The following is a 23,033-nucleotide window of genomic DNA, read 5'->3' as shown; positions in this document are numbered from 1 at the left end:
GCTCGCCGCCTTCCCAAGGAACTCACTCGTCGGGGTCCTCTTCCTCACGACCGCGCTGCCAGCCCTGCTGGAGCGCGGTCATCAGCGATCGGGTCTCCTCCGGAGGCCGGGTGGTCGGTCCGGTGTCCGCCGGTCCGGTCTCCTCCCGCCCGACGTCCTCCGGCCCGCTCGCCGGCCCGGGGGCTCTGGTGTCGTCGCGCAGCTGCGGGGCCAGGCTCGCCTGCCGGACGCGCCGGGGCAGCTCGGGCGCGTCCGGGTCCGTGCCGTCGGAGGCGGCGAGACCGATCGTGCCCGCCGCCGCGGGCAGCGGGGGCATGGCCCGGCCGGGCGGCCGCCACGGAGGCGTCGCGGGCCGGCCCGTGTCCACGGACGGCTCGTCCTGCCAGGTCTGCTCGTAGCCGGACCCGTCGTCGCCGGCGATGAAGTCGAGCGGAACCAGTACGACGGCGCGCGTACCGCCGTACGGCGACGCCGTCAACCGGACGTCGATGCCGTGCCGCGCGGCCAGCCGTCCCACGATGAACAGGCCGAGCCGATCGCTGTCGGCCAGGTCGAACTCCGGAGGGTAGGCCAGTCGCTGGTTCGCGTCGGCGAGCTCGGCCTCGTTCATCCCGATGCCGCGGTCCTCGATCTCGACGGCATAGCCCTTGACCGCCAGCTCACCGCGTACGTGCACCTGGGTGGGCGGCGGGGAGAAGGCGGTGGCGTTCTCGATGAGCTCGGCGAGCAGGTGGGTGACGTCGGCGACCACGCTTCCGTCCAGGGCCGCGGGCGCGGCGGCCTCGACGAGGACCCGTGTGTAGTCCTCGACCTCGGCGATCGCGGCGGCCAGGATGTCGCGCACCGCCACCGGGTGGTGCCACCCGCGGGCGGGCGCGGCCCCGGAGAGGATCACCAGGCCCTCCGCGTGGCGCCGCATGCGGGTGGTGAGGTGGTCGAGCGCGAACAGGCCCTCCAGCGCGTCCGGGTCGGAGGCCTGGCGCTCCATCGTGTCGAGCATGCTGAGCTGCCGGTGCAGCAGCGACTGGCTCCGCCACGCGAGGTTGAGGAAGACCTGGTTGATGCCCTGGCGCAGGCGCGCCTCGCCGATCGCGGCCTGCACGGCGGTCCGCTGCAACGTGGTCAGGGCGTCGGCGACCCGGGTCACCTCCCGGCTGTGGCCGGCCTCGACCGGTGGCACCTCCGCCTCGACGTCGACCTTCTCGCCGGCCCGGAGCCGCCTGACCACCTGCGGGAGCCGCTCCGCCAGGTCCAGTGCGGCGCGCTGCAGCCCGGTGAGCTCGCGGGTGAGGCTCCGGCCGAACAGCACCGAGACCGCGATCGAGCAGACGACGGCCAGCAGGCCGAAGCCGGCGGCCGCGTACAGCATGAACATGATCCGGTCGCCGATGGGCTTGCTCTCGGCGGTGAGAATGGAGCCGGTCCGGTCGGTGGTCTGCGACCAGGTCGTCATCAGCGGCGTGATCGCGGCGTGCCAGTCCTTCGCCCGGGGCGCCAGCGACGCCGTGGGGCCGGCGGCGACGATGGCGTCCTCCAGGCTGCGGAGGGTGCCGAACTCCGAGGAGCCGGCGAGCTGCTGGAGCGGTCCGCGCAGGCTCGGTTTCACCTCGGCCAGGGCGCTGTCGAACAGGTAGCGTCCGTTCGCGGCGTTCCGGGTGAACAGCGTGTACTCCGGGCCGGTGAAACGCTTGGCGCGGGTGGCCAGCGCCGCCGACACCAGCGCGTTCTCGCGCATCATGAACTCATGCGCGGTGCTCACCGAGATGAGCGCGGTGCCCTGCCGGTAGACGTCCGGGTCGTTGATCAGCACCATGCCGCCGAACAGGTGCAGGAGCGCGTCGACGACCGCGTCGTAGTCGTTGATGACCCCTACGGCGTCCACGCCGCCCGCATCGACCTTGGCCCGTACGCCGGCCAGCCCGTCGAGCTGGGTGAGCAGCCGGTTGAGGCGCTGCCGCGTCGTCTCGCTCATCGTCCGGCGCGCCTCGCCGGACAGCGCCGACCGGCGGAACGCCGCCTGCGCGGCGTCCGTGCTCGCCCGGGTGTTGGTGACCCCGTCGCGGTCACCGCCGCCGGCGGTACTCATTAATACGGCGGCGCTGACGCGTTCCTGCTCCAGGGCGGTGGCGAGCGTCGTCCCCGGTACGGCGACCTTCTCGTACGTCGTCGAGGCCTCGTACTTTCCGAGTGCGTCCCCGGTGGTGAGATAGGCGGCGAATGCCCACAGCACCGCAAGAGAGAGCAGCGGGATCAGGAGCAGTACCAACAACCTCAGCCGCAGCGACCTTGCGGAATGCTTGGAGGAAGCCATGACAGCCTTATCGGTTTTGCGCGTGTGCACCAAGGCACCGCTCATGGAGCAATTCCCCGAGAAGGTAAATGGCACCACATTAGTTACCCTGGTGGCAACTCGCCCAAATCGGGCTTCCGCTCGCTCGCGCCGGCCGCGGGCATTCGCCGGGCGCCTACCGGCGCCTACCAGTCCTCGGTCTGCTCCACGGCGACCTCGACCAGGCCGCCGGGCGTCTCCTCGAACCGCCGCATCGAGCTCAGCGGCGGGGAGTAGACGTGCACGCTGACCGCGGGAGCGTCCGAGACGTTGCGCACGTCGTGCACGTAGTCGCGGCCGAAGGCCCACGAACCGCCGGAGTCGACGGTGCGCGCCTCACCGGGCTCGCGCTCCTCGAGGCTGCCCAGCACGACGGTGAAGGCACCTTCGGAGTCGCCGTGGTCATGGAACCCGGTCGACTGTCCCGGGAGCCAGCTGATCAGCCAGACCTCGTGGTCGTCATCGTGGTGCAGGCGCTCGTACCAGCGGCCGTCGGCGCTGAGACGCACGCGGTGGAGCCACTCCTCGGACCGGTCCGCGAGCGAACGGGCGATCTCGGCGAGCCGGGGCGTGGTCGAGCTGACGGTGGCGGTGGTCATTGCGGTGGTGCTCCTGGATCCAACGGCGGTGAACGGTGAAGGCGTGCGGACTCACGTCACCGACACAGCGCGCTGGCCTGCCGTCGAAGATCGACGTGCAGGCGCGCGTGAAGAGGAGCGCCGACATGCATTCCCCCAGCTTGGGACATATTGCCTACCAAGTCAACTGGAAACGTCGAGAGGTGGGCCGCCGAGGCCTGGCGGTGCCCGCCGGGGCCTGCCGGACGCGGCGAAGGACGGTGCGCCCGCCGCCCGCCGACTCCGTACCGCCGCTCATCGATGCCGAGTCCGGCGAATCTATGGCGGTCGCCCGTGTCGTGGTTATGGTCCTCGCATGCGGGAGAGCCTGATCGCCGGGCAGTACTTACTCATCGAGCAGATCGGCAGGGGCGGGTTCGCGGTGGTCTGGCGGGCCCGCGACGACCGGCTGCAGCGCGACGTCGCCGCCAAGCAACTGTTCCTCCCACCGCACTTCACCGAGGAGCAGCGCCGCGAGCACCGCGAGCGGACCTTCCGCGAGGCCCGGGCGGCGGCGCGGCTCACCCATCCGGGCGTGGTGACCGTGCACGACGTCGTCGAGCACGACGGCATGCCGTGGATCATCATGGAGTTCGTCCCGGGCCGCACCCTGAGCCAGATCGTCCGCATGGAGGGCCCGCTGGCGCCGGCACGGGCCGCGCGCATCGGCCTGCGGGTGCTCGACGCCCTTTGTGCCGCGCACGGCCGCGGTGTCCTCCACCGCGACGTGAAGCCCAGCAACGTCATCGTCGGCGCCGAGCGGGTGGTGCTCGGCGACTTCGGCATCGCCCGTACGGAGGGCGGCGGCGAGGACGAGATCACCGGCACCGGCATCGTCATGGGCGCCCCGTCCTACACCGCGCCCGAACGCGCGCGGGGCGAACCCGCCGTCGCCGCCTCCGACCTGTGGTCGCTCGGCGCCACGCTCTTCTACGCCGTCGAGGGACGGCGCGCCTTCAGCGGCCCGAACGCCAACGCGACCTTCCACGCCATCCTCACCGGCGAACCCGCGCCGGCCCGCCACGCCGGGCCGCTCCGCCCGGTCGTCGACGGGCTGATGCGCAAGGACCCCGGCGACCGGATGACCGCTGAGGAGGCCGCGGAACTCCTCGCCGACGCCGCCCGCGAACGCGTCTCACCCGCGGCGCCGTCGCGGCGGACCCTTGCCGTCGGCCGGGACCGGCGCCGCCGGGAGAAGTCGCGCGAGCCGACCCGGCCGACGCACGGAACGGCCGCCGTGCCGCCGTCCCGGCCGGCGAGCGACCCACGCCGCCCGCCCGCCCGGCCGCCTGGTTCGCGCGGACGGCCCATCGTGACCCTCGCCTCCCTGACGACGCTCACCCTCCTGCTGCTGGGCGGCGGCCTCAGCGTGGACGACCCCTGGCGCCGCCCCGCCGCGTCGTACCGCACGCCGGTGCCGCATCCGCGCCTGACCGCCACGCTGCCCGCCGGCGGCGAGGTGCTCGGCGTGGCGTTCAGCCCCGACGGGCGTACGCTCGCGGCGGCCGGCCAGGACCACACCGTACGGCTGTGGAACACCGCCACCGGCCATCCGTCCGCCGCCCCCTCCGCCACGCTGTCCGGGCACGGGCACCCGGTCTCCGCCGCGGTGTTCAGCCCGGACGGCCGCACGCTCGCGACCGGCGGCTACGACGGCCGCGTCACCCTCTGGAACACCGGCACCCACCGTGCGGTCGCGACGCTCGACACACACGTCCGGAGCAGCGGCACGCTCAGCTTCAGCCCCGACGGGGCCGTCCTCGCGACCTCCGGCGACACCGTGCGCCTGTGGGACGTCGGCACCCGGCACGCGACCCGCTCGCTGCCGGACTCCGGGGAGAACCTGCTGAACGCGACCTTCGCCCCGCGTGGGCGGATCCTGGTCACGGCGGGCAGCCGGGCCGTACGCCTCTGGGACGTCTCGGCGCACCCCCGGCCCACGACGGTCACCAAGCTGACCTCACTCGTCGGCGGAATGGCGTTCAGCCCCGACGGACGGACGCTCGCCACGGGCGGAGACGACCGCACCGTACGCCTGTGGGACGTCCGCGGGCACCGGCTGACGGCCACGGTGCCCCGGCTCGCGGGCCGCGTGAACGCCGTGGTGTTCAGCCCGGACGGCCGCACCCTGGCCTGCGCGAGCGACGAGACGGTACTGCTGTGGAACGTCCGCGGCCGCACCGTCACCACCCGGCTGGACGCGCGCACCCGTACGGTCGAGGCGATCGCCTTCAGCCCGGACGGCCGCACCCTCGCCACGGCCGGAGACGACGCCGCCGTACGCCTGTGGGACCTCGGCTGAGACGAGGAACGAAAACGCCGGAGGGGCCGCCGGAAAACCGACGGCCCCTCCGCTGAGTCACTCAACCGATCATCCGGCGACCACTCGTCATGATCGCCGATGATCATGGATCTCGGTCGGGACGGCGGGATTCGAACCCACGACCCTTTGACCCCCAGTCAAATGCGCTACCAAGCTGCGCTACGTCCCGAGAACGCGTTAAAAGGCTAGCACAGCGTGGCGGATGATCCGGCCCGCGCGGGCCCGGCCCGGGCCCGCCTCCGCGGGGTCGCCGACGTGCGTCGGGAGGTCGTCCCGCCCGCGGGCCCGATCGACCGCCCGGGGGTCCGGGCCCGCTCTCGGAGACCGCCCGGAACCCCCTGCCCTCCGCACGGCGTCCAGGCGCCGCTCCCGACGGGTGAGGGGTTCCGGATGGGCTCTCAGACGAAGCTCAGACCGTCGAGCCAGGTCTGCCAGGCGCTCTCGGCCTCCTTCTGCCCGACCGCGTCGGTGAACAGGTGATGGCCGAGGACGACGACGTTGCCGCGGTCGGCGCCAGAGTGGATGAAGCGGTACATCGCGTCGTCGGTGCGGATGCCGAGGAAGTGGGGCAGGCCCGCGTAATCGATCACGCCGTCGATCGGCGGGAGGCCCTCGACGGTCAGCGACGCCCGGTCGCCCTCCGCGACCTCGCCGGTCAGGCCCAGCTCCTTCGTCAGGACCGCCCACAGGCGCTCCGGCTCCGGGCCCTGTGGACGCGCCGCGAAGACGGGCGTGGCCACGCGGCCGCGGAAGTAGGTGAGGTACTCCGCCAGCTTGGCGAGGTACATGTCCCAGCCGGTCTTCATCGCCTCGTACTCGGTCTCCCAGTCGTCGCCGAGGAAGCCGCTGTGCACCAGCCGCAGCACCGCGCCGCCCCCGTCGCGGCCCTCGATGAGGTACTCGAAGGCCATGAAGGTGCCGTCGGGGTTCTCCGGCGTGCGGTACGCCAGCCGCTCCCCCGGCTCCCAGGCGGTCACGGTGGACTCCTCGGTGTGACCGGCGAGCGTCAGGCCGCCCCTGCCGCCCACGCGGGGCTCCAGCTCGTTGCGGCCCATGTACCAGGAGTCGATGCCGGGGCCGGTCGCGATGGCGTCCCAGACCTCCTCGGGGGCGGCGTCCAGCGCGATCTCTTTGCGTACTTCGAACTCGTGCGTCATCGTCATCTCTTTCTCTGTGCCGTTACGGAGGCCGACGGTCGCGTCAGCCCGCTTCTCCTGAGGGGGTCGGAGGCGCCGGGGCGGCGGCCTCGCCGTCGCGGGGGCGGATGCTCGGGTGCACGGCGACGACCACGCGGTGCTCACGCCCGCCCTCGGCCGTCGCGTCGTGGTACTTGGAGACCAGGGCGGCCACGGCCCCCGCCAGCTCCTCGGCGAAGGCGGACCGGTCGGCCGCCGAGGCGAACCTGACCTCGCCGTCGATCGCGAACGTCGCGACGCGCCTGCGCGCTTTGGCCGCGCCGGTGATCAGCTCGCCGACGTCGCGTACGAGACGGGCGGCGACGGCGAGCAGCCAGCGCGCGGAGAGCTGGTCGGGCGAGCGCGCGGGGTCGGGCTGCACGGCGCCGAGCGCGGCCGGCGAGATGACGTACGACGTGGCGGTCGCCCGCATCAGCCGCTCGTTGACGTTGCCCTTACGACGCTCTTCGACCAGCTCGACCAGCCCATGCCGTTCGAGCGCCTTGAGGTGGTAGTTCACCTTCTGCCGCGGCAGGCCGACACGGGCGGCCAGCATCGTCGCGGACGCCGGCTCGGCCAGCTCGGCCAGCAGCCGGGCCCGGATGGGGTCGAGCGAGACCTCGGCCGCGGCCGGGTCCTCGATCACTGCGACTTCGAACATGGGACAAGCATCGCTCCGAACACTTTTCTTGTCAAGACAGTCTCGATGTTCGGTGATCCGGTGACTGTGGCACTCGTCACAGGAGCCCCGCATCACGCATCCGGCGCCGGCAGGACCCTGTCCACCCCTGAGCAGAGCAAATGACCGAAACAACCACTGTCTGTCAGCGCAAATAGTTTCGGTCAGACTCCAAACCACGGGGATGTCCCAAAATGCGAGACCTGAGCGGATCTCGCCAATCCCATCGGCCTGTGATAGAGATTCTCTGTAACCACTTGCATACGGATGCCCGACACCCGCCGCAGATCCTCCCCCGACAGCCCTCGCAGCAGCGCTTCCGAAACCACTGCGGGTTTCGGATGCGTGCACGCCGCCGAAACATTGATACGGAGCATGGATCCGGTCATGTCAATCGCCGCCGCAGGCTCGGTCCCACAGCCCGAAACGTTCCGTCTCTATCGCAACGTGCCGCAGCTACTTCGCGATCCCATGGGGGAAGTGGAAAGGATCGGAAGGGCGGCGGCCGGTCAGGTCGCTCGCCTGCACTTCGGTGTGGCCCACGTCTATCTGGCAACCCATCCGGATCATGTCCAGCACATTCTGATGGACAACGCCGCCAACTTCCTGCGCGACGGCACGTACTGGCGGCCGCTGCGCCGGTTGTTCGGCCAGGGCATCATGTCCGAGGGCACGGACTGGAAACTCAGCCGCAAGGCACTCCAGCCCGTACTCACCCGGCGGTATGTCCACTCGATGGCCGACCAGATGACCGCCGCGATCAACGAATCGCTCGACGGGCTGGCCGAGTCCGCCCGCACCGGGCGGCCGGTGGTCGCGATGACCGAGCTGTCCCGCATCGTCAGTCACACAGTCATCAGCGTCTTCTTCGGGGGCAAGATCACTCCTGCGGACGCGGCCCGGCTGACACCGGCCTTCGAGACCGTGGTGAAGGCCATTGCGTTCCGTTACCTCCTGCCCTTCCTGCCGTTCTGGATCCCCGTGCCGGGCGATCGCGCGCTCCGGCGCGCCGTACGGCTGTTCGATGAGGTCCTCTACCCGCTGATCCGCGAACAGCGCTGGCGCAACGACGACGTGCGCGACTTCTTCTCCGTGCTCTGCCGGGCACACGAGGCCGACGGCGGTCAGGTGAGCGACCGGTGGGTCCGCGACAACCTCTTCGCCATGTTCGCCACCAGCACCGAGACGACGATCGGCGCCCTGACCTGGCTGTGGCCGCTCCTCAACGACCACCCCGAGGTGGCGCGGAAGCTTCAGGAGGAGGTCGACACGGTCGTGGGCGCGGGCCCGGTGCGCACCGAGCACGTGCCCGGGCTGACCTACACCCGGCAGGTCGTACAGGAGTTGCTCCGGCTGTACCCGGCCGGGTGGGTGTTCCCCCGGCGGGCCGTCCAATCCACGAGGCTGGGCGGAGTCACGATCCAGGCCGGTGAGTCGGTCGCCATAAGCCCGTTCCTGACCCATCGGCTGGAATCGTTCTGGGAGCGCCCGGGTGAATTCGATCCCGACCGATTTGATCCCGACCTCGGCAGAGAGCCCGGGCATCATCGGTACGCCTACGTGCCTTTCGGCGACGGCCCACACAAATGCATCGGACTGCACGTGTTCAACCTTGAGGCAGAACTCATCATCGCGAGCATTCTGTCGCGTTTCCGGCCGACTTCATGCACGTCCGTCTCCCGAATTCCTCGTGTCGGCGCCACGCTTCGTCCGAAAGAAAGCGTGAAGCTGATTCTGAAAGTCGCCTGAGCACCGAGGTTCATCGCCGGAATCAGCGCGTGTTCAGTGAGCATGCCATCGAAGCGACGTTGACCGTGTTCTCGGACAGGAGAGTTGATGACATCTTCCCTCGCCAGACGCGAGGAGCTGGTCACCGCTGCGGACAGGGGCAGGATCTGCGCGGTCGCGATGGAATGCCTTCGTGACCTTCAGGACTGCGCGTCCGCGCACCCGGCGCTGTTCTCGGCCCGGCCGCTGGGCCCGACGGTGTTCAGCGGCGTCGCCCTCGCCCATGCGTTCGGCTCGCCCGAAGCCACGGCGAAGGAGCTCAGGATGGCCACGCGCTTCACACTCTGGGCCTTCGCCGCCGACTGGCTCCTGGACTACGCGGCGACCTCGGGCGAGGAAATCGATGTCATCGTGGCCGGCTGCACGCGGGTGGGGCGGGGCGGGGCGCCGGACCCCGGTGTGCCTTTGGAGCGCCTGCTCGCGGAGCTGCGCGACGAGCTGGCCGCCCGGCCCCACTGGAGCGGGCTGCGGCGCGTCTGGGCCGAGCACCTCGACCGCTACCTGTCCGCCAACGCACGCGAGTGGGCTTGGAAGACCGCCTACGCGGCCGGCGACAGAACGGCGCTTCCGACCTTCGAGCAGTACCTCGCGAACGCCGACAACATCGGCGCTTCGCTCGTCAACGTCGCGCATTGGATCTACGCCGGCGCCGCGACGACGGCCGAGGAAATGGACCGCCTGGCCGAGGTCAGCGCGCAGGCGCAGCAGGCGCTGCGTCTGCTGAACGATCTGGCCACCCACGAACGCGACCTCGAGTGGGGCGACCTCAACAGCCTCATGCTCGGACTCGAACCCGCAGAGGTCGGCCGCCGGGCCGAAGAGCTCATCGACCGCTGCGACGAGATGTGTGAGGAACTGTCCGTACGGTTCCCTGAGCCCGCGGCCTACCTGAGGCGCCAGATCGGCCACAGCGTGGGCTTCTACGGCACGACGGACTACTGGGGCACCCGTTGAGCGCCGAGCCTACGGCGGCCGTCTCCGTCCCGCCCACCCCGGCCATCGACATCTTGGCGGAAGCCGAGGACCTCCTTGCCGGACTTCTGCGCGAGCCCTGGGGCCAGGTCTCCCCCTCGGTGTACGAGACGGGGCGCTTGGTCGCCCTCAGCCCTTGGCTGACCGGACACGACCAGCGGATCGACCATCTCCTGCTCAACCAGCGGCCGGACGGCGGCTGGGGCTCCCCCGAACCCGGGTATGCGCTGGTGCCGACGCTGAGCGCGACCGATGCGCTCCTGTCGGCAAGGCGTGCCGGCGCCGAGAATGCCGCGACCGCCGGGCTTCGCGTTCTGTTCCGCTGGCTGCGCGGGCCCGGCGCGCTGACTGCGGCGGACCTTCCGGACCTGCCCGCGATCGAGCTGATCGTGCCGAGTCTGATCATGTCCATCAACCGGCGCCTGGATGACACGGAGGATGCCGGGGAGCGTTGGCCGGGCGCCGAACGCCTGCGCACCCCCGCCGGTATCGACGACGCCCCGCTGCGGCTGATTCAGGGCCGGTTGTCCGCCGGGCATCCCCTTCCGTTGAAGCTGGCCCACGCGCTGGAGGTCGCCGTCCCCGGCGCGCACCGGCATCCCCTGTTCCGGCCCGAGACGAACGGCAGCGTCGGCGCCTCGCCGGCTTCCACCGCGGCGTGGCTGGGCCGTCCGGACGATATGGCGGGCTCCCCCGCGGTCGCGTTCCTCCGCGAGGCCGTACGGCAACACGCCGGCCCGGTGCCCTGTGGGCTGCCCGTGACCGTTTTCGAGCGCGGATGGGTACTCGGCTGGCTACTTCGCGCCGGCATCCCGATCGACCCGCCCGCCGAGCTCGTGGCCGGCCTCAGCGCCTCGCTCGGCCCAGGGGGAACGCCGGCCGCGGCCGGCCTGCCGGAGGACGCCGACACCACCTCGGTGGCGCTCTACGCACTCGCCCTCGCCGGTGCGCCGCGCCCCCCGGACCCGCTGTGGGCGTACGAATCCGGCGACCACTTCTCCACCTGGCCCGGGGAGGATGGCGTCTCGATCACCACGAACGCCCACGTGCTGGAGGCCTTCGGCCAGTACCAGCGGGTGGCGAGGGGTCCGGACGACATCCGGCACACGAACACGATCGCCAAGGTGGCGGCCTGGCTGCGTCACCAGCAGCGCGAGGACGGCAGCTGGCACGACCGCTGGCATGCCTCCCCCTACTACGCCACCTACTGCGCGGCGCTGGCCCTGGACGCCTTCGATGGACCGCGGTCGGCCGAAGCGGTCCGCCGTGCCGTACGCTGGGCGCTGGTCACGCAGCGGGTGGACGGTTCGTGGGGGCGATGGGCCGGCACGGCCGAGGAGACCGCCTACGCACTACAGCTTCTTCTCGCGACCGGACGCGGGCGAGCAGCAGGGCGAGACGGTAAGGTACGGCAGGCAGCGACCCGTGGATACGAATACCTCATTCGGTCTCCGCGCGACGCGGAGGGTCCCGCACTCTGGCATGACAAGGACCTTTACCGGCCGACCGCCATTGTCCGGGCCGGCGTGCTGGCGGCCCTTCATCTCGGCCACCGAGACGGGCTGACCCCCAGGGCATGAGTTGGTGAAGCGGACACTGATGGCCTAACACCCACAGAAGGCCCGCGAATCGCCATTCACCTTGAACCCGATATCTTCGGTTGCTAGAGTTCATGATCGCCAACGCGATGTCAAGTTAAGTTTGAATAACGGGTCACGGGTCTATTGCTGCAATTCTGCTGGAAACCCGGTCCAGCCCTCCGATATCCCCTCCTTATTCTGCCGAGGCCGCTGCAATGCGCTTGCGCAACTCACGTCTGCGAACCAAGATCATCGCACTGCTCACGTCCCTGGTCGCCCTCTGGGTGTTCGCGGCCTGGGTCACCCTGCGGGAGGGCGTGAACCTGCTGTGGGTCTCCTCACTCAACAGCAACGTCGCCCAGCCGATCGTCGATCTCCAGCCCGAACTCCAGCGCGAGCGCCAGCTGTCTCTTATCCTGCTGGGCTTCCCCGGCGCCCAGCAGCAGGCCACGTTGAACGCCCAGCGGCTGCGTACGGACAACGCCGTGGCGAAGTTCCGGAAAGAGGCGCAGGCCGAACGCGTGAAGCTGGCCGAGGACAAGACGCTCAAGCAGGCGATCGCCGCCGGGTTGGACCGGCTGTCCCAGCTCCCGCAGGACAGGGCCAAGGTCGACTCCGGCGCGATCGGCTTCGACGCGACGCAGAACGCTTACAGCACGACCATCGAGAGCCTGTTCGCGGTCGACGACTCGCTGGCCAGTCTCGACGACAAGAAGTTCGCCAAGGACGTGCGTGTCTCCCTCCAGCTCAACCGCGCGGTGGAGGTCGTCTCACAGGAGAACGCGCTGGTCTCAGGAATCCTCGCGGCCGGGCGACTCACCCGCAACGAGTATCTGCAGCTCGTCCAGGTCATCGGGGCCCAGCGCTACACGTTCGGCAAGGCGCTCGAGGCCGTCCGGGGGAGTGACCACACCACCTATGAGGTACTGACCTCCGACGGGCCCTTCACGCGTCTCCGCACTCTTGAGAACACCCTGCTGAACAAGAGCAGGCTGAACCAGCACCCGCCCATCACGTCGGACCAGTGGCGTGCCATCGCCGACCCGACCACCACACAGCTGTCCAAGGCGGTCTTCGACTACGGCGACCGCCTGGTCGACAGCGCCACCCCGATCGCGATCGGGGTCGTCGTCCGCCTCGTACTCGCCGGTGGTCTCGGTCTCCTGGCGGTCATCGCGTCGATCGTCGTGTCGATCACCACGGCGCGTGACCTCATGCGGCAGTTGGAGAAGCTGCGCATCGCCGCGCGCGAACTGGCCGACAAACGACTGCCCGGCGTCGTGGAACGGCTCGGGCGCGGCGAGAAGGTGGACGTCGCCACCGAGGCGCCGCCCCTGCGTTTCGGCGAGGACGAGGTCGGCCAGGTGGGCCACGCGTTCAACTCCGTGCAGGAGACCGCGATCCGCACCGCCGTCGAACAGGCCGAGCTGCGCCGCGGCATCCGCGACATCCTCCTCAGCCTGGCGCGCCGCTCCCAGGCGCTCGTCCACCGGCAGCTGACCCTGTTGGACACCATGGAGCGCCGCCAGGACGACTCCGCGGAGCTGGAGGACCTGTTCCACGTCGACCACCTGGCCACCCGGATGCGGCGCAACGCGGAGAACCTCATCGTCCTGTCCGGCGCCACGCCCGCCCGTGGCTGGCGCCGCCCGGTGCCCATGATCGACGTGGTCCGTTCCGCCGTCGCCGAGGTCGAGGACTACACCCGGGTCACGGTGATGCCGATGGGCGACGTCGCCCTGGCCGGCCGGGCCGTCGGTGACATCGTCCACCTCCTCGCCGAGCTGATCGAGAACGCCGTCTCCTTCTCCCCGCCGTACACCCAGGCGCAGGTCAGCGGCCACATGGTCGCGCACGGGTACGCCGTGGAGATCGAGGACCGCGGGCTCGGCATGACCGACGAGATCCTCGCCGACATCAACGAGCGGGTCACCGACCCGCCGGAGTTCAACCTGTCCAGTTCGGCCCACCTCGGCCTGTACGTCGTCGGCCGCCTGGCCATGCGTTATGACGTCAAGGTCTCGCTCAAGCACTCCTCCTACGGCGGCACGACCGCGGTCGTGCTCATCCCCCACGAACTGGTGGTCGAGGGTGCCGATAAGGAGGGCGAGGCCGGAGCCGCGGCTCGCAGCGTGCCCGTCGGGGTCGCGGCCGGCGGCATGACCGCCACGTCGTACGGCGACGTGCCCGCCCGCGTCACGGAGGCCACCGTGCTCGAGCCACCCGCCCTGCCGTCCCCGGCCCAGCCGTCCGGCCCGGCGCCGGCGCGTCCGTCCACTCCGGCGCCCGCCGAGGCGACGGGCCCGGCGAGCGAGCCCTCGGCCGCCGCGGAGCCGGCAGCCGACGAGCCCGGCACCCTGCCGCCGCTCCCCCGGCGTACGTCCACGACGTCGCGAGAGCCCGAGCGCGCGGAGCCGACCGGATCGCAGGCGACCGGACCGACGCCCACACCGGCCTCGCAGACCACCCCCGGCGGCCTGCCGGTCCGCGTGCCCCAGGCCAGCATCTCCCCGGCGCTGCGCACGGACGGCCCGACCTCGTCGTCCGCGTCGGCCGCGGCCCCGCCTGACGACGGTCCGACGCCGGAGGAGATCCGCAAATCGTTCGGCGGACTCCAGGCGGGCACCCGCCGAGGCCGGACCGACGCGGCGGCGCGATCGCTGACCGACGCGACCGACGACACTTCCACACCCGCTGAAGACGCCCAAGAGGACAACCAGTGACGCAAAAGACAGACCCCTCCGCCGATCTGGCCTGGTTGCTCGACGACCTGATCAAACGCGTGCCGGAGGCGCAGCACGCCATCGTGCTGTCCGCGGACGGCCTGCTGATGGCGGCCTCACGGGAGTTCGAACACGAAGACGCCGAGCATCTGGCGGCGGTCGCGGCCGGCATCCAGTCGCTGGCCAAGGGAGTGGGCGAGCGCTTCGGCGGTGGCCCCATCCGGCAGACCGTCGTCGAGATGCGGTCGGCGTACCTCCTGGTGACCGTCGCCGGCCAGGGCGCCTGCCTGGCGGTGCTCAGCACCGAGGAGGCCGACATCGGGCTCATCGCCTACGAGATGGCGATGCTCGTCACCGGACTCGGCCACCATCTGACCGCCGCGTCCCGTAGTTCCGAGCAGGCGTCGTGACCTCGCCCGGCGAACCACCCGGTGAGGAGTTCCCGGGCACGGAGGCCGGCGACGAGAACCTTTCCGGCCGATCGGCCGAGCCGCCCGCCGACGAAGTCGAGGACGAAGAACGCTGGCTGGATGACCAGGCCGGGCCACTGGTCCGGCCGTACGTGATGACCAGTGGCCGGATGCAGCCCGTACGCGGCAAGTTCGACCTGGTCACGATGGTCGAGGCCACCGGCCTCCCGGCGACGCCGGAACTCGGCCTCGGCCCGGAGCACCAGGCCGTGGTGCGCCTCTGCGAGCAGGTGCTGTCGGTGGCCGAGATCGCGGGCCACCTCAAGCTCCCGACCGTCACCGTCCGCGTGCTGCTCGGCGACCTCCTCGACAAAGGGCTCATCACGGTGCAGGACCCTCATACCGACACCGACCTCATGACCGACGAGCAGATGTACAGGGCAGTGATCGATGGACTCCATGCGCTTTGATCGACAGGGCCGGAGACTGCCCAAGGCGATCAAGATCCTCATCGCCGGCGGATTCGGTGCCGGAAAGACCACGCTGGTCGGTGCCGTCTCAGAGACGAAGCCGCTCCGCACCGAGGAGATCCTCACCGACAAGGGCGTGCGCGTCGACGACATCGCGGGTGTGGAGGGCAAGACCACCACCACCGTCGCGATGGACTTCGGCCGCATCACCATCAAGGACCAGTTCATGCTGTACCTGTTCGGCACGCCCGGGCAGGAGCGGTTCTGGTTCATGTGGGACGAGGTGGCGATCGGCTCGCTCGGCGCGGTCGTGCTCGCCGACACGCGGCGGCTCGCGGACTGCTTCCCCGCCGTCGACTACTTCGAGCGCCGCAACATCCCGTTCATCGTCGCGGTGAACTGCTTCGAGGGCGCCAAGCAGTACGAGCTGGACGAGGTCCAGGCCGCGCTGAACCTCGGCTCCGGCGTGCCGGTGATGCTCTGTGACGCGCGGGTGCGGGAGTCGGGCAAGAAGGTGCTGATCGCGCTGGTCCAGCACGCGATGGAGAGCCGCAAGGTCGGCGCCTCCGCCTGAGGCGTGGCCTGGACGTACGCGGGCCGCCGGTGTGCACCGGCGGCCCGCGCGCGTCTCACTTGCGCTGGCGCTTCTCCCGGATCTTCATGCTGATCTCGATGGGCGTGCCCGCGAAGCCGAAGTCCTCGCGCAGCCGGCGTTCGACGAACCGCCGGTAGCCCGCCTCCAGGAAGCCCGTGGTGAACAGCACGAACCGCGGCGGCTGCACGCCCGCCTGCGTGGCGAACATGACGCGCGGCTGCTTTCCGCCGCGTACGGGGTGCGGCTTGGCCGCCACCAGGTCGGTCATGAAGGAGTTGAGCCGTGCGGTCGGCACCCGCTCGCCCCAGCCCTCCAGCGCCGTCTCGATGGCGGGCACGAGCTTTTCGACGTGGCGTCCCGTACGGGCCGAGATGTTGACCCGCGGCGCCCAGCGCGCGTGGTGGAGCTGCCGGTCGATCTCGCGGTCGAGGAAGTGACGGCGCTCCTCGTCCACCAGGTCCCACTTGTTGAACGCCAGGACCAGCGCGCGGCCCGACTCGATCACCATCGTGATGATCCGCAGATCCTGCTCGGCGAGCGGCTCGCTCGCGTCGATGAGCACGACCGCGACCTCGGACCGGTCGAGCGCCGACTGGGTGCGCAGCGTGGCGTAGAAGTCGGCGCCCTGCGACTCGCGGGCCCGCCGGCGGATGCCGGCCGTGTCGACGAACTTCCAGGTGCGCCCGCCCAGCTCGACCAGCTCGTCCACCGGGTCCCGCGTCGTGCCGGCGACGGAGTCGACGACGACGCGGTTCTCACCGGCGAGCTGGTTGAGCAGGCTGGACTTGCCGACGTTGGGCCGGCCGAGCAACGCGATGCGGCGCGGTCCTCCCGCGACGCCGAACCTCTCCGGCGGCGCCTCCTCGGGCAGCGCGTTCAGCACGGCGTCGAGCAGGTCGCCGCTCCCCCGCCCGTGCAGCGCGGAGACGACGAGCGGCTCACCCAGGCCGAGGGACCACAGCGCCGCGGCGTCCGCCTCGGCCCGCGCGTCGTCGACCTTGTTGGCGGCCAGCACGACCGGCTTGTCGGCGCGCCGCAGAACACCCACCACGGCCTCGTCGGTGTCGGTGGCGCCGACCGTCGCGTCGACCACGAACAGCACGACGTCCGCGGCGTCGACCGCCAGCCGCGCCTGGTCGGCGACGGCGGCGGCGAGGCCCTCGGCCTTCGGCTCCCAGCCGCCGGTGTCGAGCACCGTGAACCGGCGCCCGCCCCACGCGGCGTCGTACGCGACCCGGTCGCGGGTCACGCCGGGCACGTCTTCCACGACCGCCTCACGACGGCCGAGGATGCGGTTGACCAGCGTGGACTTGCCGACGTTCGGCCGGCCGACGACGGCCACGACCGGGGGCGGCGCGACATCGTGCTCCACACCGTCGCCGATGTCCAACACATCGGCATGCTCCATCTCACTCATGAGTCCTCCTCCGTCGGAGGAGAGACCAGGCACGCGTGCTTATCGGTTCGCTCGCTTCGCTCACTCACGGACGCTCCTCGCCGTACACGGCTTCGCGCGCCGCGTCATCGGCGTCGGCGCCCTTCGCGATCCGTACGACCTCGGTGATGACCTCGGGAAGGGTCAGGCTGGTGGTGTCGACCTCCACGGCGTCGACCGCGCGCGCCAGCGGATCGACCTTGCGGGTGGAGTCATGGTGGTCGCGGCGGGCCAGGTCGGCCTGGGTCGCGGCGACGGAGGCGCCGGTCAGCTCCTTGCTGCGGCGCTGCGCGCGCGCCTCGGCGCTCGCGGTGAGGTAGATCTTGACCGCCGCGTCCGGCGCGACGACCGTGCCGATGTCACGGCCCTCCACCACGATACCGCCGGCACCGATGATCTGCTGTTGCAGCGCGACGAGGCGCCGGCGGACCTCCGGGACCGCGGCCACGGCGCTGACGGCGCCGGTGACCTCGTCGGTGCGGATGGGCCGCGCGACGTCCGTGTCGTCGACGCTGATCGTCGGGGCGTCGGGGTCGGTGCCGACGCTCAGGACGGGCTCGCCCGCGCGGGCGGCCACCGCGGCCGGGTCGTCGACCGGGACGCCCTGACGTAGCATCCACCACGTCACGGCGCGGTACATCGCGCCCGTGTCGAGGTAACGCAGCCCCAGGGCGCGTGCCACACCCTTGGACACGCTGGACTTGCCCGAACCCGAGGGGCCGTCCATGGCGATGACGAGCATCTCTTGTGCTTCCTCTCCCGTACCGACCGGCCAACGTCTGAGGCTACCGGTACGGCGGGCCGGCTTGATCCCTCCATCGACAAGCCCGTGCGAGCTGGCATGCGTCTTGTATGTAACATAGATACAAGAATGACCACTGCGACCTCCCGGGCCTACGACCACGTGAAGCAGGCCATCCTCGATCGCGCCTACCCGGGCGGCGCGCTGCTGAGCGAGGGTGAGATCGCCACGGCGGTCGGGGTGTCCCGCACTCCGGTGCGCGAGGCGCTCCTCCGCCTGGAGTCCGAGGGCCTCGTACGCCTCTACCCCAAGCGCGGTGCGCTGGTCCTGCCGGTCTCCCCCCAGGAGATCTCCGACGTGCTGGAGACCCGCGAGCTGGTGGAGACCTTCACCGCCGGCCGGGCCACCATCGGGCCCGAGCTGATCGGCGAGCTCACGCGGCTGCTGGAGGACATGCGACGCCACGCCGACGCCGGTGACGGCCGGGAGTTCGCCTACGCCGACCGGTGCTTCCACCGCTCGCTCGTCGCCGCCACCGGCAACGAGATCCTCACCCAGCTGTACGACTCGCTGCGCGACCGCCAGCTGCGCATGGCCCGCCTCACCGCCGACGACCCCGTACGCGCCGCCGACGCGATCCGGGACCACACCGAGATCCTGGAGGCCGTCCGCTCGGGTGACCGCCGCCGGATCCGCGCCGCGATCCACCGGCACCTGCAGACCGCCGGGTCCGCCCTGCGCGGCCGTTCCTGACCGTCCCCCAACCCCTCACCGCATCCCGCGGAGCACACCCCTGCCCTCTGAAAGGTGAAAAGTGAACGTCGCGGTTTCGTCGCCGCCCCGTCCGCAGACCCCCTCCCATCCCCTCGGCGGCCGCCGCGCGTGGAGCGTGTGGGGCCTCGGCGCCCTCGTCTACCTGGTGGCCTTCTTCCACCGTACGAGCCTCGGCGTCGCGGCCCTCGCCGCCCAGCAGCGCTTCGGCGTCGGTGCCACCGCGCTGTCCACCTTCGCGATCCTGCAGCTGGGTGTGTACCTGGTCATGCAGATCCCCAGCGGCATCATGGCCGACCGGTTCGGCCCGCGCCGGATGCTCGGCGTCGCGCTGCTGTGCATGGCCCTCGGCGAGGCGCTGTTCGCCGTCGCGACCTCCCTGCCGCTCGCCGTCCTCGGGCGCGGCATCGTCGGCCTCGGTGACGCCTTCACGTTCATCAGCGTGGTGCGCCTGGCCGCCTCCTGGTTCCCCCGCCGGCGGTTCGCCGTGCTCACCGCGCTGACCGCGATGACCGGGTCGCTCGGCCAGGTCGGCGGCACCGTTCCGCTGTCGGCCGCCCTGCGCGCGTACGGCTGGACGCCGACCTTCCTCGGCACGGCCGTGCTCAGCGTCGCTCTCGCGTTCGTCGTGTGGTGGTGGGTCGCCGACCACCCGGCGCCCGCGATGGAGCGTTCCCTCGTGAAGACTCCCGTCTCGGCCGGCCTGCGCGAGGTGGTCGGGCAGCGCGGCACGCGCACCGCCGTGTGGGCGCACTTCACGCTCATGTCGGCGTTCATGGTGCTGGCGACGCTGTGGGGCTACCCCTACCTGGTCAAGGGGCTCGGCATGGACGCGGGGCCCGCCCGCCTGACGCTCACGCTGACCGCGGCGGCACCGCTGGTGGTCGCGCCCGCCCTCGGCTGGGTGGCCGGCCGCCGGCCCCACCTGCGCGGGCGGCTGATCGTCTCGGTGGCCGCCGCCCTCGCCGCCGTCTGGGTCACCGCGGTCACCTGGCCCGGTGGACACCTGCCCGTGGCGTTCGCGGTGATCCTCGTCCTCATCAGCGCCGTCGGCAGCGCGGCGTCGATGCTCGCCTTCGACCTGGCGCGCGACGCCAACCCGCCGAGCCGCGGCGGTGTCGCCTCCGGAGTGGTCAACATCGGCGGGTTCTCCGCGGCGATGAGCGCCTCACTGGGCGCCGGAGCGCTGCTGGACGCCGCCGGAGGCACCTACAGCGCGCCGTCGTTCCAGCTGGCCTTCGCCCCGATCACCTGCATGATCGTCATCGGCACCGTACGGCTGACGCTGCTGCTGCGCCCGTGGCGGTCCCGGCCGGTGCCCGGCGAGCACACGGGCGAGGGCGCCGCGCGGACTCTCAGCCCGGAACCGACCAGCCACGCGCCCGCAGTTCGTCCGCGAGGCGCTGTGCCGCCGCGGGCGTCACGCTCAGCTCGACCACACCGACCGGGCGTCCGGGCGAATGCTCGATCGTCACGTCCTCGATGTTGACCCCCGCGACCCCGGCCGCCTGGAACAGCAGGGCCAGCTCGCCGGGCCGGTCGGGGATGACGACGGACACCACCGCGTAGGTGCCGGCCCGGTCGCCGTGCTTTCCCGGCAGGCGGCGGCGGCCGGTGCCGCCGCGCCTCAGCAGCGAGGTCACGTCGGTCTCGGCGCCCGCGCGCAGCGCCGCGGCGGTCGCGGCGAGGTCGGCGGCGACCGCGTCGATGACGTCGGCGACGGGCTCGGCGTTGGAGCTGAGGATGCCGATCCACAGTGACGGGTCGCTCGCGGCGATGCGGGTGACGTCGCGTATGCCCTGACCGGCCAGGCCCAGCGCGACCTCCGGCGCGGCCTCCAGCCGGGCGGCCACCGCGGCGGCGGCCACGTGGGGGCCGTGCGAGACCAGCGCGACGGCCCGGTCGTGCTCCTCGGGGTCGACCACCACGGTCTGCGCGCCGCACGCCTCGGCCAGCGCGGTCACGGCCTCGACCGCCTCCGGAAGGGTCTTCGGGGTGGGGCACAGTGCCCACGGATGGCCGAGGAAGAGGTCGGCGCGCGCCGCGGCGGGCCCGGAACGCTCGCGGCCGGCGAGGGGATGCCCGGCGACGTAACACGTCAGGTCGCAGCCCAGCTCGGCGGCCTCGCGCAGCGGCCGGGACTTGACGCTCGCGACGTCGGTGTAGACGCGGGCGAGGCCGCGCTTCTGGGCGTCGAGCAGCGTCGACGCGACGGCCGCCGGCGGCACCGCGATCACCGCGACGTCGGCGGGCCCGTCGCCGTCCTCCAGCGGAACGCCGGCACCGAGCTCGGCCGCCATCCGCACGTACGCCGGATCACGGTCGGTCAGCCGTACGTCGTCACCGCGCTCGCGCAGCGCGAGCGCCACCGAGGTCCCGATCAACCCGGTGCCGATGACGACGACCTGTCGTGTCGCGCCGATGACTTCACCTCCGCGTGGTCTCGAAGCGTATCCGCAACGCTCGCGGCGAATCGCCGCGACCCCGGACATCGGGGCGCCGGAGCCGGCCTCCGGGCCGCAGGCACGGTCTCACGGCGGCAGACGGCCCGGAACACGTTGCGCCGCCCGCCCCGCCGTGGCCGCGCGTCCGCCGGAACAGACCCTGACCGACCGATTCCGACCGGAACCCGCCACGTGCCCTGGCGTCGAGCGCGGCCGCCGGCTACTGCGCGATGTCCAGGCGCAGTGCGGTGGCGCCGCGCAGATAGACGTGCTGGATGTCCGAGCGCGGACGGTCGCTCTGGATGTGGGCCATCAGGCGGATCACCCGCGGCAGCGCGTGCGGCACGTTGATCTCGCTGGCGCACAGCAGCGGCACGTCGTGGAAGCCGAGCTTGCGCGCGGCCAGCGCCGGGAACTCCGCGGTCAGGTCCGGTGTCGCGGTGAAGATCACGCTGATGACGTCGTCGGTGGTGAGAGCGTTGCGGGTCATCACCTCGGTGACCAGCTCGGCGGTCGCCTCGAGAATCTGGTCACGATCGTCGGCATCGACCTGGACGGCCCCGCGTACGGCCAGTACCCCCACAAAACCTCCCTTGATCGGCGGCGGGTCAGAGCTCGACCGCCGCGTACAGCTCGCCGATCTCCTTGGTGGTGAGCGCCCGGATCGTGCCCGACCTCAGGCGGCCCAGCTTGACCGGGCCGAACTCGGTGCGGGCGAGCTGCTGAACCGGATGACCGACCTCGGCGAGCAGGCGGCGCACGATGTGCTTGCGGCCCTCGTGAAGGGTCACCTCGACGAGAATCCGCTTGCCGACCTGGTCGAACACGCGGAACTCATCCGCCTTGGCGAAGCCGTCCGCGAGTTTGACGCCCTGCTTGAGCCTCTTGCCGAGATCACGGCCGATCGGCCCGTGGATCTCGGCGAGGTAGGTCTTGGAAACACCGTATCGCGGGTGCATGAGGCGATTCGCCAGTTCACCGTCGTTGGTGAGCAGCAGGAGGCCCTCGGTGTCGGTGTCGAGACGGCCGACGTGGAAGAGCCGCTCGGGCACGTCGCCGACGTACGCGGCGAGGGTCTTGCGGCCCCTGGGGTCGGACATGGTGCTGACGACACCGGTGGGCTTGTTGAGCATGTAGTAACGCAGCTCGGCGCGGGTGGGGATGCGCTTGCCGTCGACATGGATGACGGCCTGCTGCGGATCGACGCGCGCGCCGAACCAGGTGATCTTCTCACCGTCGACGGTGACCCGCCCGGCAGCGATCAGCTCCTCGCAGGCGCGGCGGCTGGCCACACCCGCGTCGGCGAGCACCTTCTGGAGCCGTACGCCGTCGTTGGTCGTGTTCATTGCTGAAGTTCCTCTATGCCTTCCAGGTCATCAGGCAGGTAGGGGGCGAGTTCGGGCAGCTCGTCAACGGAGTTGAGGCCGAGCCGCTCCAGGAAGTAGGTCGTCGTCCGGTAGAGCACCGCCTGGTGCTCCGGGTCGTGCCCCGCCTCCTCGATGAGACCTCGTACGGTCAGGGTGCGGATCACGCCGTCGCTGTTGACTCCGCGGATCGCCGACACCCGTGCCCTGCTCACCGGCTGCCGGTAGGCGATGACGGCGAGCGTCTCCAGCGCCGCCTGCGTCAGCCGCGCCTGCTGTCCGTCGCGAACGAACCGCTCGACGAGGGGGGCGCAGACATCTCGAGTGTAGAACCGCCAGCCACCGGCGATCTCCCTCAGGTCGAACCCCCGGCCCTGCTCGGCGTATTCCGCGGCCAGCTCCCGCAGCGTGGCGGCGACCTCGTCGCGGGGCCGTTCGAGGATCTGGGCGAGCGTCACCTCCGGGACCGGCTCGTCCACGACCAGCAGGATCGCCTCCAGCCCCGCCCGCAGCGACGGCTCGGCCGCGCCGGGTTCGGCCTCCGGCGCGTCGAACAACGCCCCATCCGCGGACCGGGACGCGACCGGCTCCGGCGCCCGCGGCTTGGGCACGACCG

The 23,033-nt window shown here is 71.3% G+C and carries 20 protein-coding genes, 1 tRNA gene and 1 pseudogene; 10 read left to right on the top strand and 12 right to left on the bottom strand.

The window, feature by feature from the left end:
* Positions 1 to 22: 22 nt before the first annotated feature.
* The 3 genes from ABEA10_RS25390 to ABEA10_RS51265 form a co-directional block, all read right to left on the bottom strand.
* The gene (locus ABEA10_RS25390) at positions 23 to 2,311 is read right to left on the bottom strand and encodes a sensor histidine kinase (RefSeq protein ID WP_345468132.1); all 2,289 of its coding nucleotides are present in this window, start codon (positions 2,309 to 2,311) and stop codon (positions 23 to 25) included.
* Between the two features lie 164 nt (positions 2,312 to 2,475).
* Complete coding sequence (locus tag ABEA10_RS25385; RefSeq protein WP_345468131.1) at positions 2,476 to 2,928, bottom strand: cysteine dioxygenase; 453 nt, start codon at positions 2,926 to 2,928, stop codon at positions 2,476 to 2,478.
* Positions 2,929 to 2,984: 56 nt separating this feature from the next.
* Positions 2,985 to 3,059 carry a putative leader peptide gene (locus ABEA10_RS51265; RefSeq protein ID WP_425550963.1) on the bottom strand — a complete coding sequence of 25 codons (75 nt, stop codon included), beginning with the start codon at positions 3,057 to 3,059 and terminating at the stop codon, positions 2,985 to 2,987.
* Positions 3,060 to 3,262: 203 nt separating this feature from the next.
* Here ABEA10_RS51265 and ABEA10_RS25380 point away from each other — a divergent pair, with 203 nt between their 5' ends.
* A complete protein-coding gene (locus ABEA10_RS25380; RefSeq protein WP_345468130.1) occupies positions 3,263 to 5,248 on the top strand; it encodes a WD40 repeat domain-containing serine/threonine protein kinase in 1,986 nt (661 codons plus the stop codon).
* 116 nt (positions 5,249 to 5,364) lie between these two features.
* On the opposite strand, the gene ABEA10_RS25375 is transcribed toward ABEA10_RS25380, so the two are convergent.
* From ABEA10_RS25375 to ABEA10_RS25365, 3 genes are all read right to left on the bottom strand, one after another.
* A tRNA-Pro gene (locus ABEA10_RS25375) sits at positions 5,365 to 5,438 on the bottom strand.
* 229 nt (positions 5,439 to 5,667) lie between these two features.
* Positions 5,668 to 6,426, bottom strand: coding sequence for an SRPBCC family protein (locus ABEA10_RS25370; protein ID WP_345468129.1), 759 nt, complete (start codon positions 6,424 to 6,426; stop codon positions 5,668 to 5,670).
* Positions 6,427 to 6,469: 43 nt separating this feature from the next.
* Positions 6,470 to 7,105, bottom strand: a complete 636-nt coding sequence (locus tag ABEA10_RS25365; RefSeq protein ID WP_345468127.1) for an ArsR/SmtB family transcription factor — start codon at positions 7,103 to 7,105, stop codon at positions 6,470 to 6,472.
* A gap of 363 nt (positions 7,106 to 7,468) precedes the next feature.
* Here ABEA10_RS25365 and ABEA10_RS25360 point away from each other — a divergent pair, with 363 nt between their 5' ends.
* The 7 genes from ABEA10_RS25360 (at position 7,469) to ABEA10_RS25330 (ending at position 15,640) form a co-directional block, all read left to right on the top strand.
* Positions 7,469 to 8,872, top strand: a complete 1,404-nt coding sequence (locus ABEA10_RS25360; protein ID WP_345468125.1) for a cytochrome P450 — start codon at positions 7,469 to 7,471, stop codon at positions 8,870 to 8,872.
* Positions 8,873 to 8,959: 87 nt separating this feature from the next.
* A complete protein-coding gene (locus tag ABEA10_RS25355; RefSeq protein ID WP_345468122.1) occupies positions 8,960 to 9,865 on the top strand; it encodes a terpene synthase family protein in 906 nt (301 codons plus the stop codon).
* Positions 9,862 to 11,463 carry a prenyltransferase/squalene oxidase repeat-containing protein gene (locus ABEA10_RS25350; protein WP_345468119.1) on the top strand — a complete coding sequence of 534 codons (1,602 nt, stop codon included), beginning with the start codon at positions 9,862 to 9,864 and terminating at the stop codon, positions 11,461 to 11,463. The genes ABEA10_RS25355 and ABEA10_RS25350 overlap by 4 nt, the downstream gene beginning before the upstream one ends.
* A gap of 221 nt (positions 11,464 to 11,684) precedes the next feature.
* Positions 11,685 to 14,186 carry a sensor histidine kinase gene (locus tag ABEA10_RS25345; protein ID WP_425550959.1) on the top strand — a complete coding sequence of 834 codons (2,502 nt, stop codon included), beginning with the start codon at positions 11,685 to 11,687 and terminating at the stop codon, positions 14,184 to 14,186.
* Positions 14,183 to 14,596: a roadblock/LC7 domain-containing protein gene (locus ABEA10_RS25340; protein WP_329258680.1), complete on the top strand. Its 414-nt coding sequence runs from the start codon at positions 14,183 to 14,185 to the stop codon at positions 14,594 to 14,596. Before ABEA10_RS25345 ends, ABEA10_RS25340 begins: the two co-directional genes overlap by 4 nt.
* Entirely contained in the window at positions 14,593 to 15,066 is a 474-nt protein-coding gene (locus tag ABEA10_RS25335) for a DUF742 domain-containing protein (RefSeq protein WP_345468113.1), read from the top strand. The genes ABEA10_RS25340 and ABEA10_RS25335 overlap by 4 nt, the downstream gene beginning before the upstream one ends.
* On the top strand, positions 15,047 to 15,640 hold the full coding sequence (locus tag ABEA10_RS25330) for a GTP-binding protein (RefSeq protein ID WP_329258675.1): 594 nt from the start codon (positions 15,047 to 15,049) through the stop codon (positions 15,638 to 15,640). The genes ABEA10_RS25335 and ABEA10_RS25330 overlap by 20 nt, the downstream gene beginning before the upstream one ends.
* Positions 15,641 to 15,695: 55 nt before the next feature.
* On the opposite strand, the gene der is transcribed toward ABEA10_RS25330, so the two are convergent.
* Together der and cmk are read right to left on the bottom strand one after the other, a co-directional pair.
* On the bottom strand, positions 15,696 to 17,069 hold the full coding sequence (gene der / locus ABEA10_RS25325) for a ribosome biogenesis GTPase Der (protein ID WP_345468238.1): 1,374 nt from the start codon (positions 17,067 to 17,069) through the stop codon (positions 15,696 to 15,698).
* Between the two features lie 73 nt (positions 17,070 to 17,142).
* Positions 17,143 to 17,838 (bottom strand): (d)CMP kinase, encoded by a 696-nt coding sequence (gene cmk / locus ABEA10_RS25320; RefSeq protein WP_345468109.1) that lies wholly within the window; start codon positions 17,836 to 17,838, stop codon positions 17,143 to 17,145.
* A 129-nt stretch (positions 17,839 to 17,967) separates the two neighbouring features.
* Here cmk and ABEA10_RS25315 point away from each other — a divergent pair, with 129 nt between their 5' ends.
* Both ABEA10_RS25315 and ABEA10_RS25310 read left to right on the top strand, forming a co-directional pair.
* Entirely contained in the window at positions 17,968 to 18,591 is a 624-nt protein-coding gene (locus ABEA10_RS25315) for a GntR family transcriptional regulator (RefSeq protein WP_345468106.1), read from the top strand.
* 61 nt (positions 18,592 to 18,652) lie between these two features.
* Positions 18,653 to 19,759, top strand: a pseudogene (locus ABEA10_RS25310) (MFS transporter); the annotation flags it as partial.
* A 205-nt stretch (positions 19,760 to 19,964) separates the two neighbouring features.
* On the opposite strand, the gene ABEA10_RS25305 reads toward ABEA10_RS25310, so the two are convergent.
* From ABEA10_RS25305 to scpB, 4 genes are all read right to left on the bottom strand, one after another.
* Positions 19,965 to 21,101 (bottom strand): prephenate dehydrogenase, encoded by a 1,137-nt coding sequence (locus ABEA10_RS25305; protein ID WP_425550958.1) that lies wholly within the window; start codon positions 21,099 to 21,101, stop codon positions 19,965 to 19,967.
* A 172-nt stretch (positions 21,102 to 21,273) separates the two neighbouring features.
* Positions 21,274 to 21,636, bottom strand: a complete 363-nt coding sequence (gene aroH / locus ABEA10_RS25300; protein WP_285566345.1) for a chorismate mutase — start codon at positions 21,634 to 21,636, stop codon at positions 21,274 to 21,276.
* A gap of 25 nt (positions 21,637 to 21,661) precedes the next feature.
* Positions 21,662 to 22,399, bottom strand: coding sequence for a pseudouridine synthase (locus ABEA10_RS25295; protein ID WP_285566347.1), 738 nt, complete (start codon positions 22,397 to 22,399; stop codon positions 21,662 to 21,664).
* A complete protein-coding gene (scpB, locus tag ABEA10_RS25290) occupies positions 22,396 to 22,974 on the bottom strand; it encodes an SMC-Scp complex subunit ScpB (RefSeq protein WP_345468234.1) in 579 nt (192 codons plus the stop codon). Before scpB ends, ABEA10_RS25295 begins: the two co-directional genes overlap by 4 nt.
* Positions 22,975 to 23,033: the final 59 nt, after the last annotated feature.

The organism is Actinoallomurus oryzae, from assembly GCF_039541955.1.
Classification (GTDB): domain Bacteria; phylum Actinomycetota; class Actinomycetes; order Streptosporangiales; family Streptosporangiaceae; genus Actinoallomurus; species Actinoallomurus oryzae.
The sequence above is the reverse complement of the archived record's forward strand: the minus strand, read 5'-3'. Positions and strand labels throughout refer to the sequence as shown.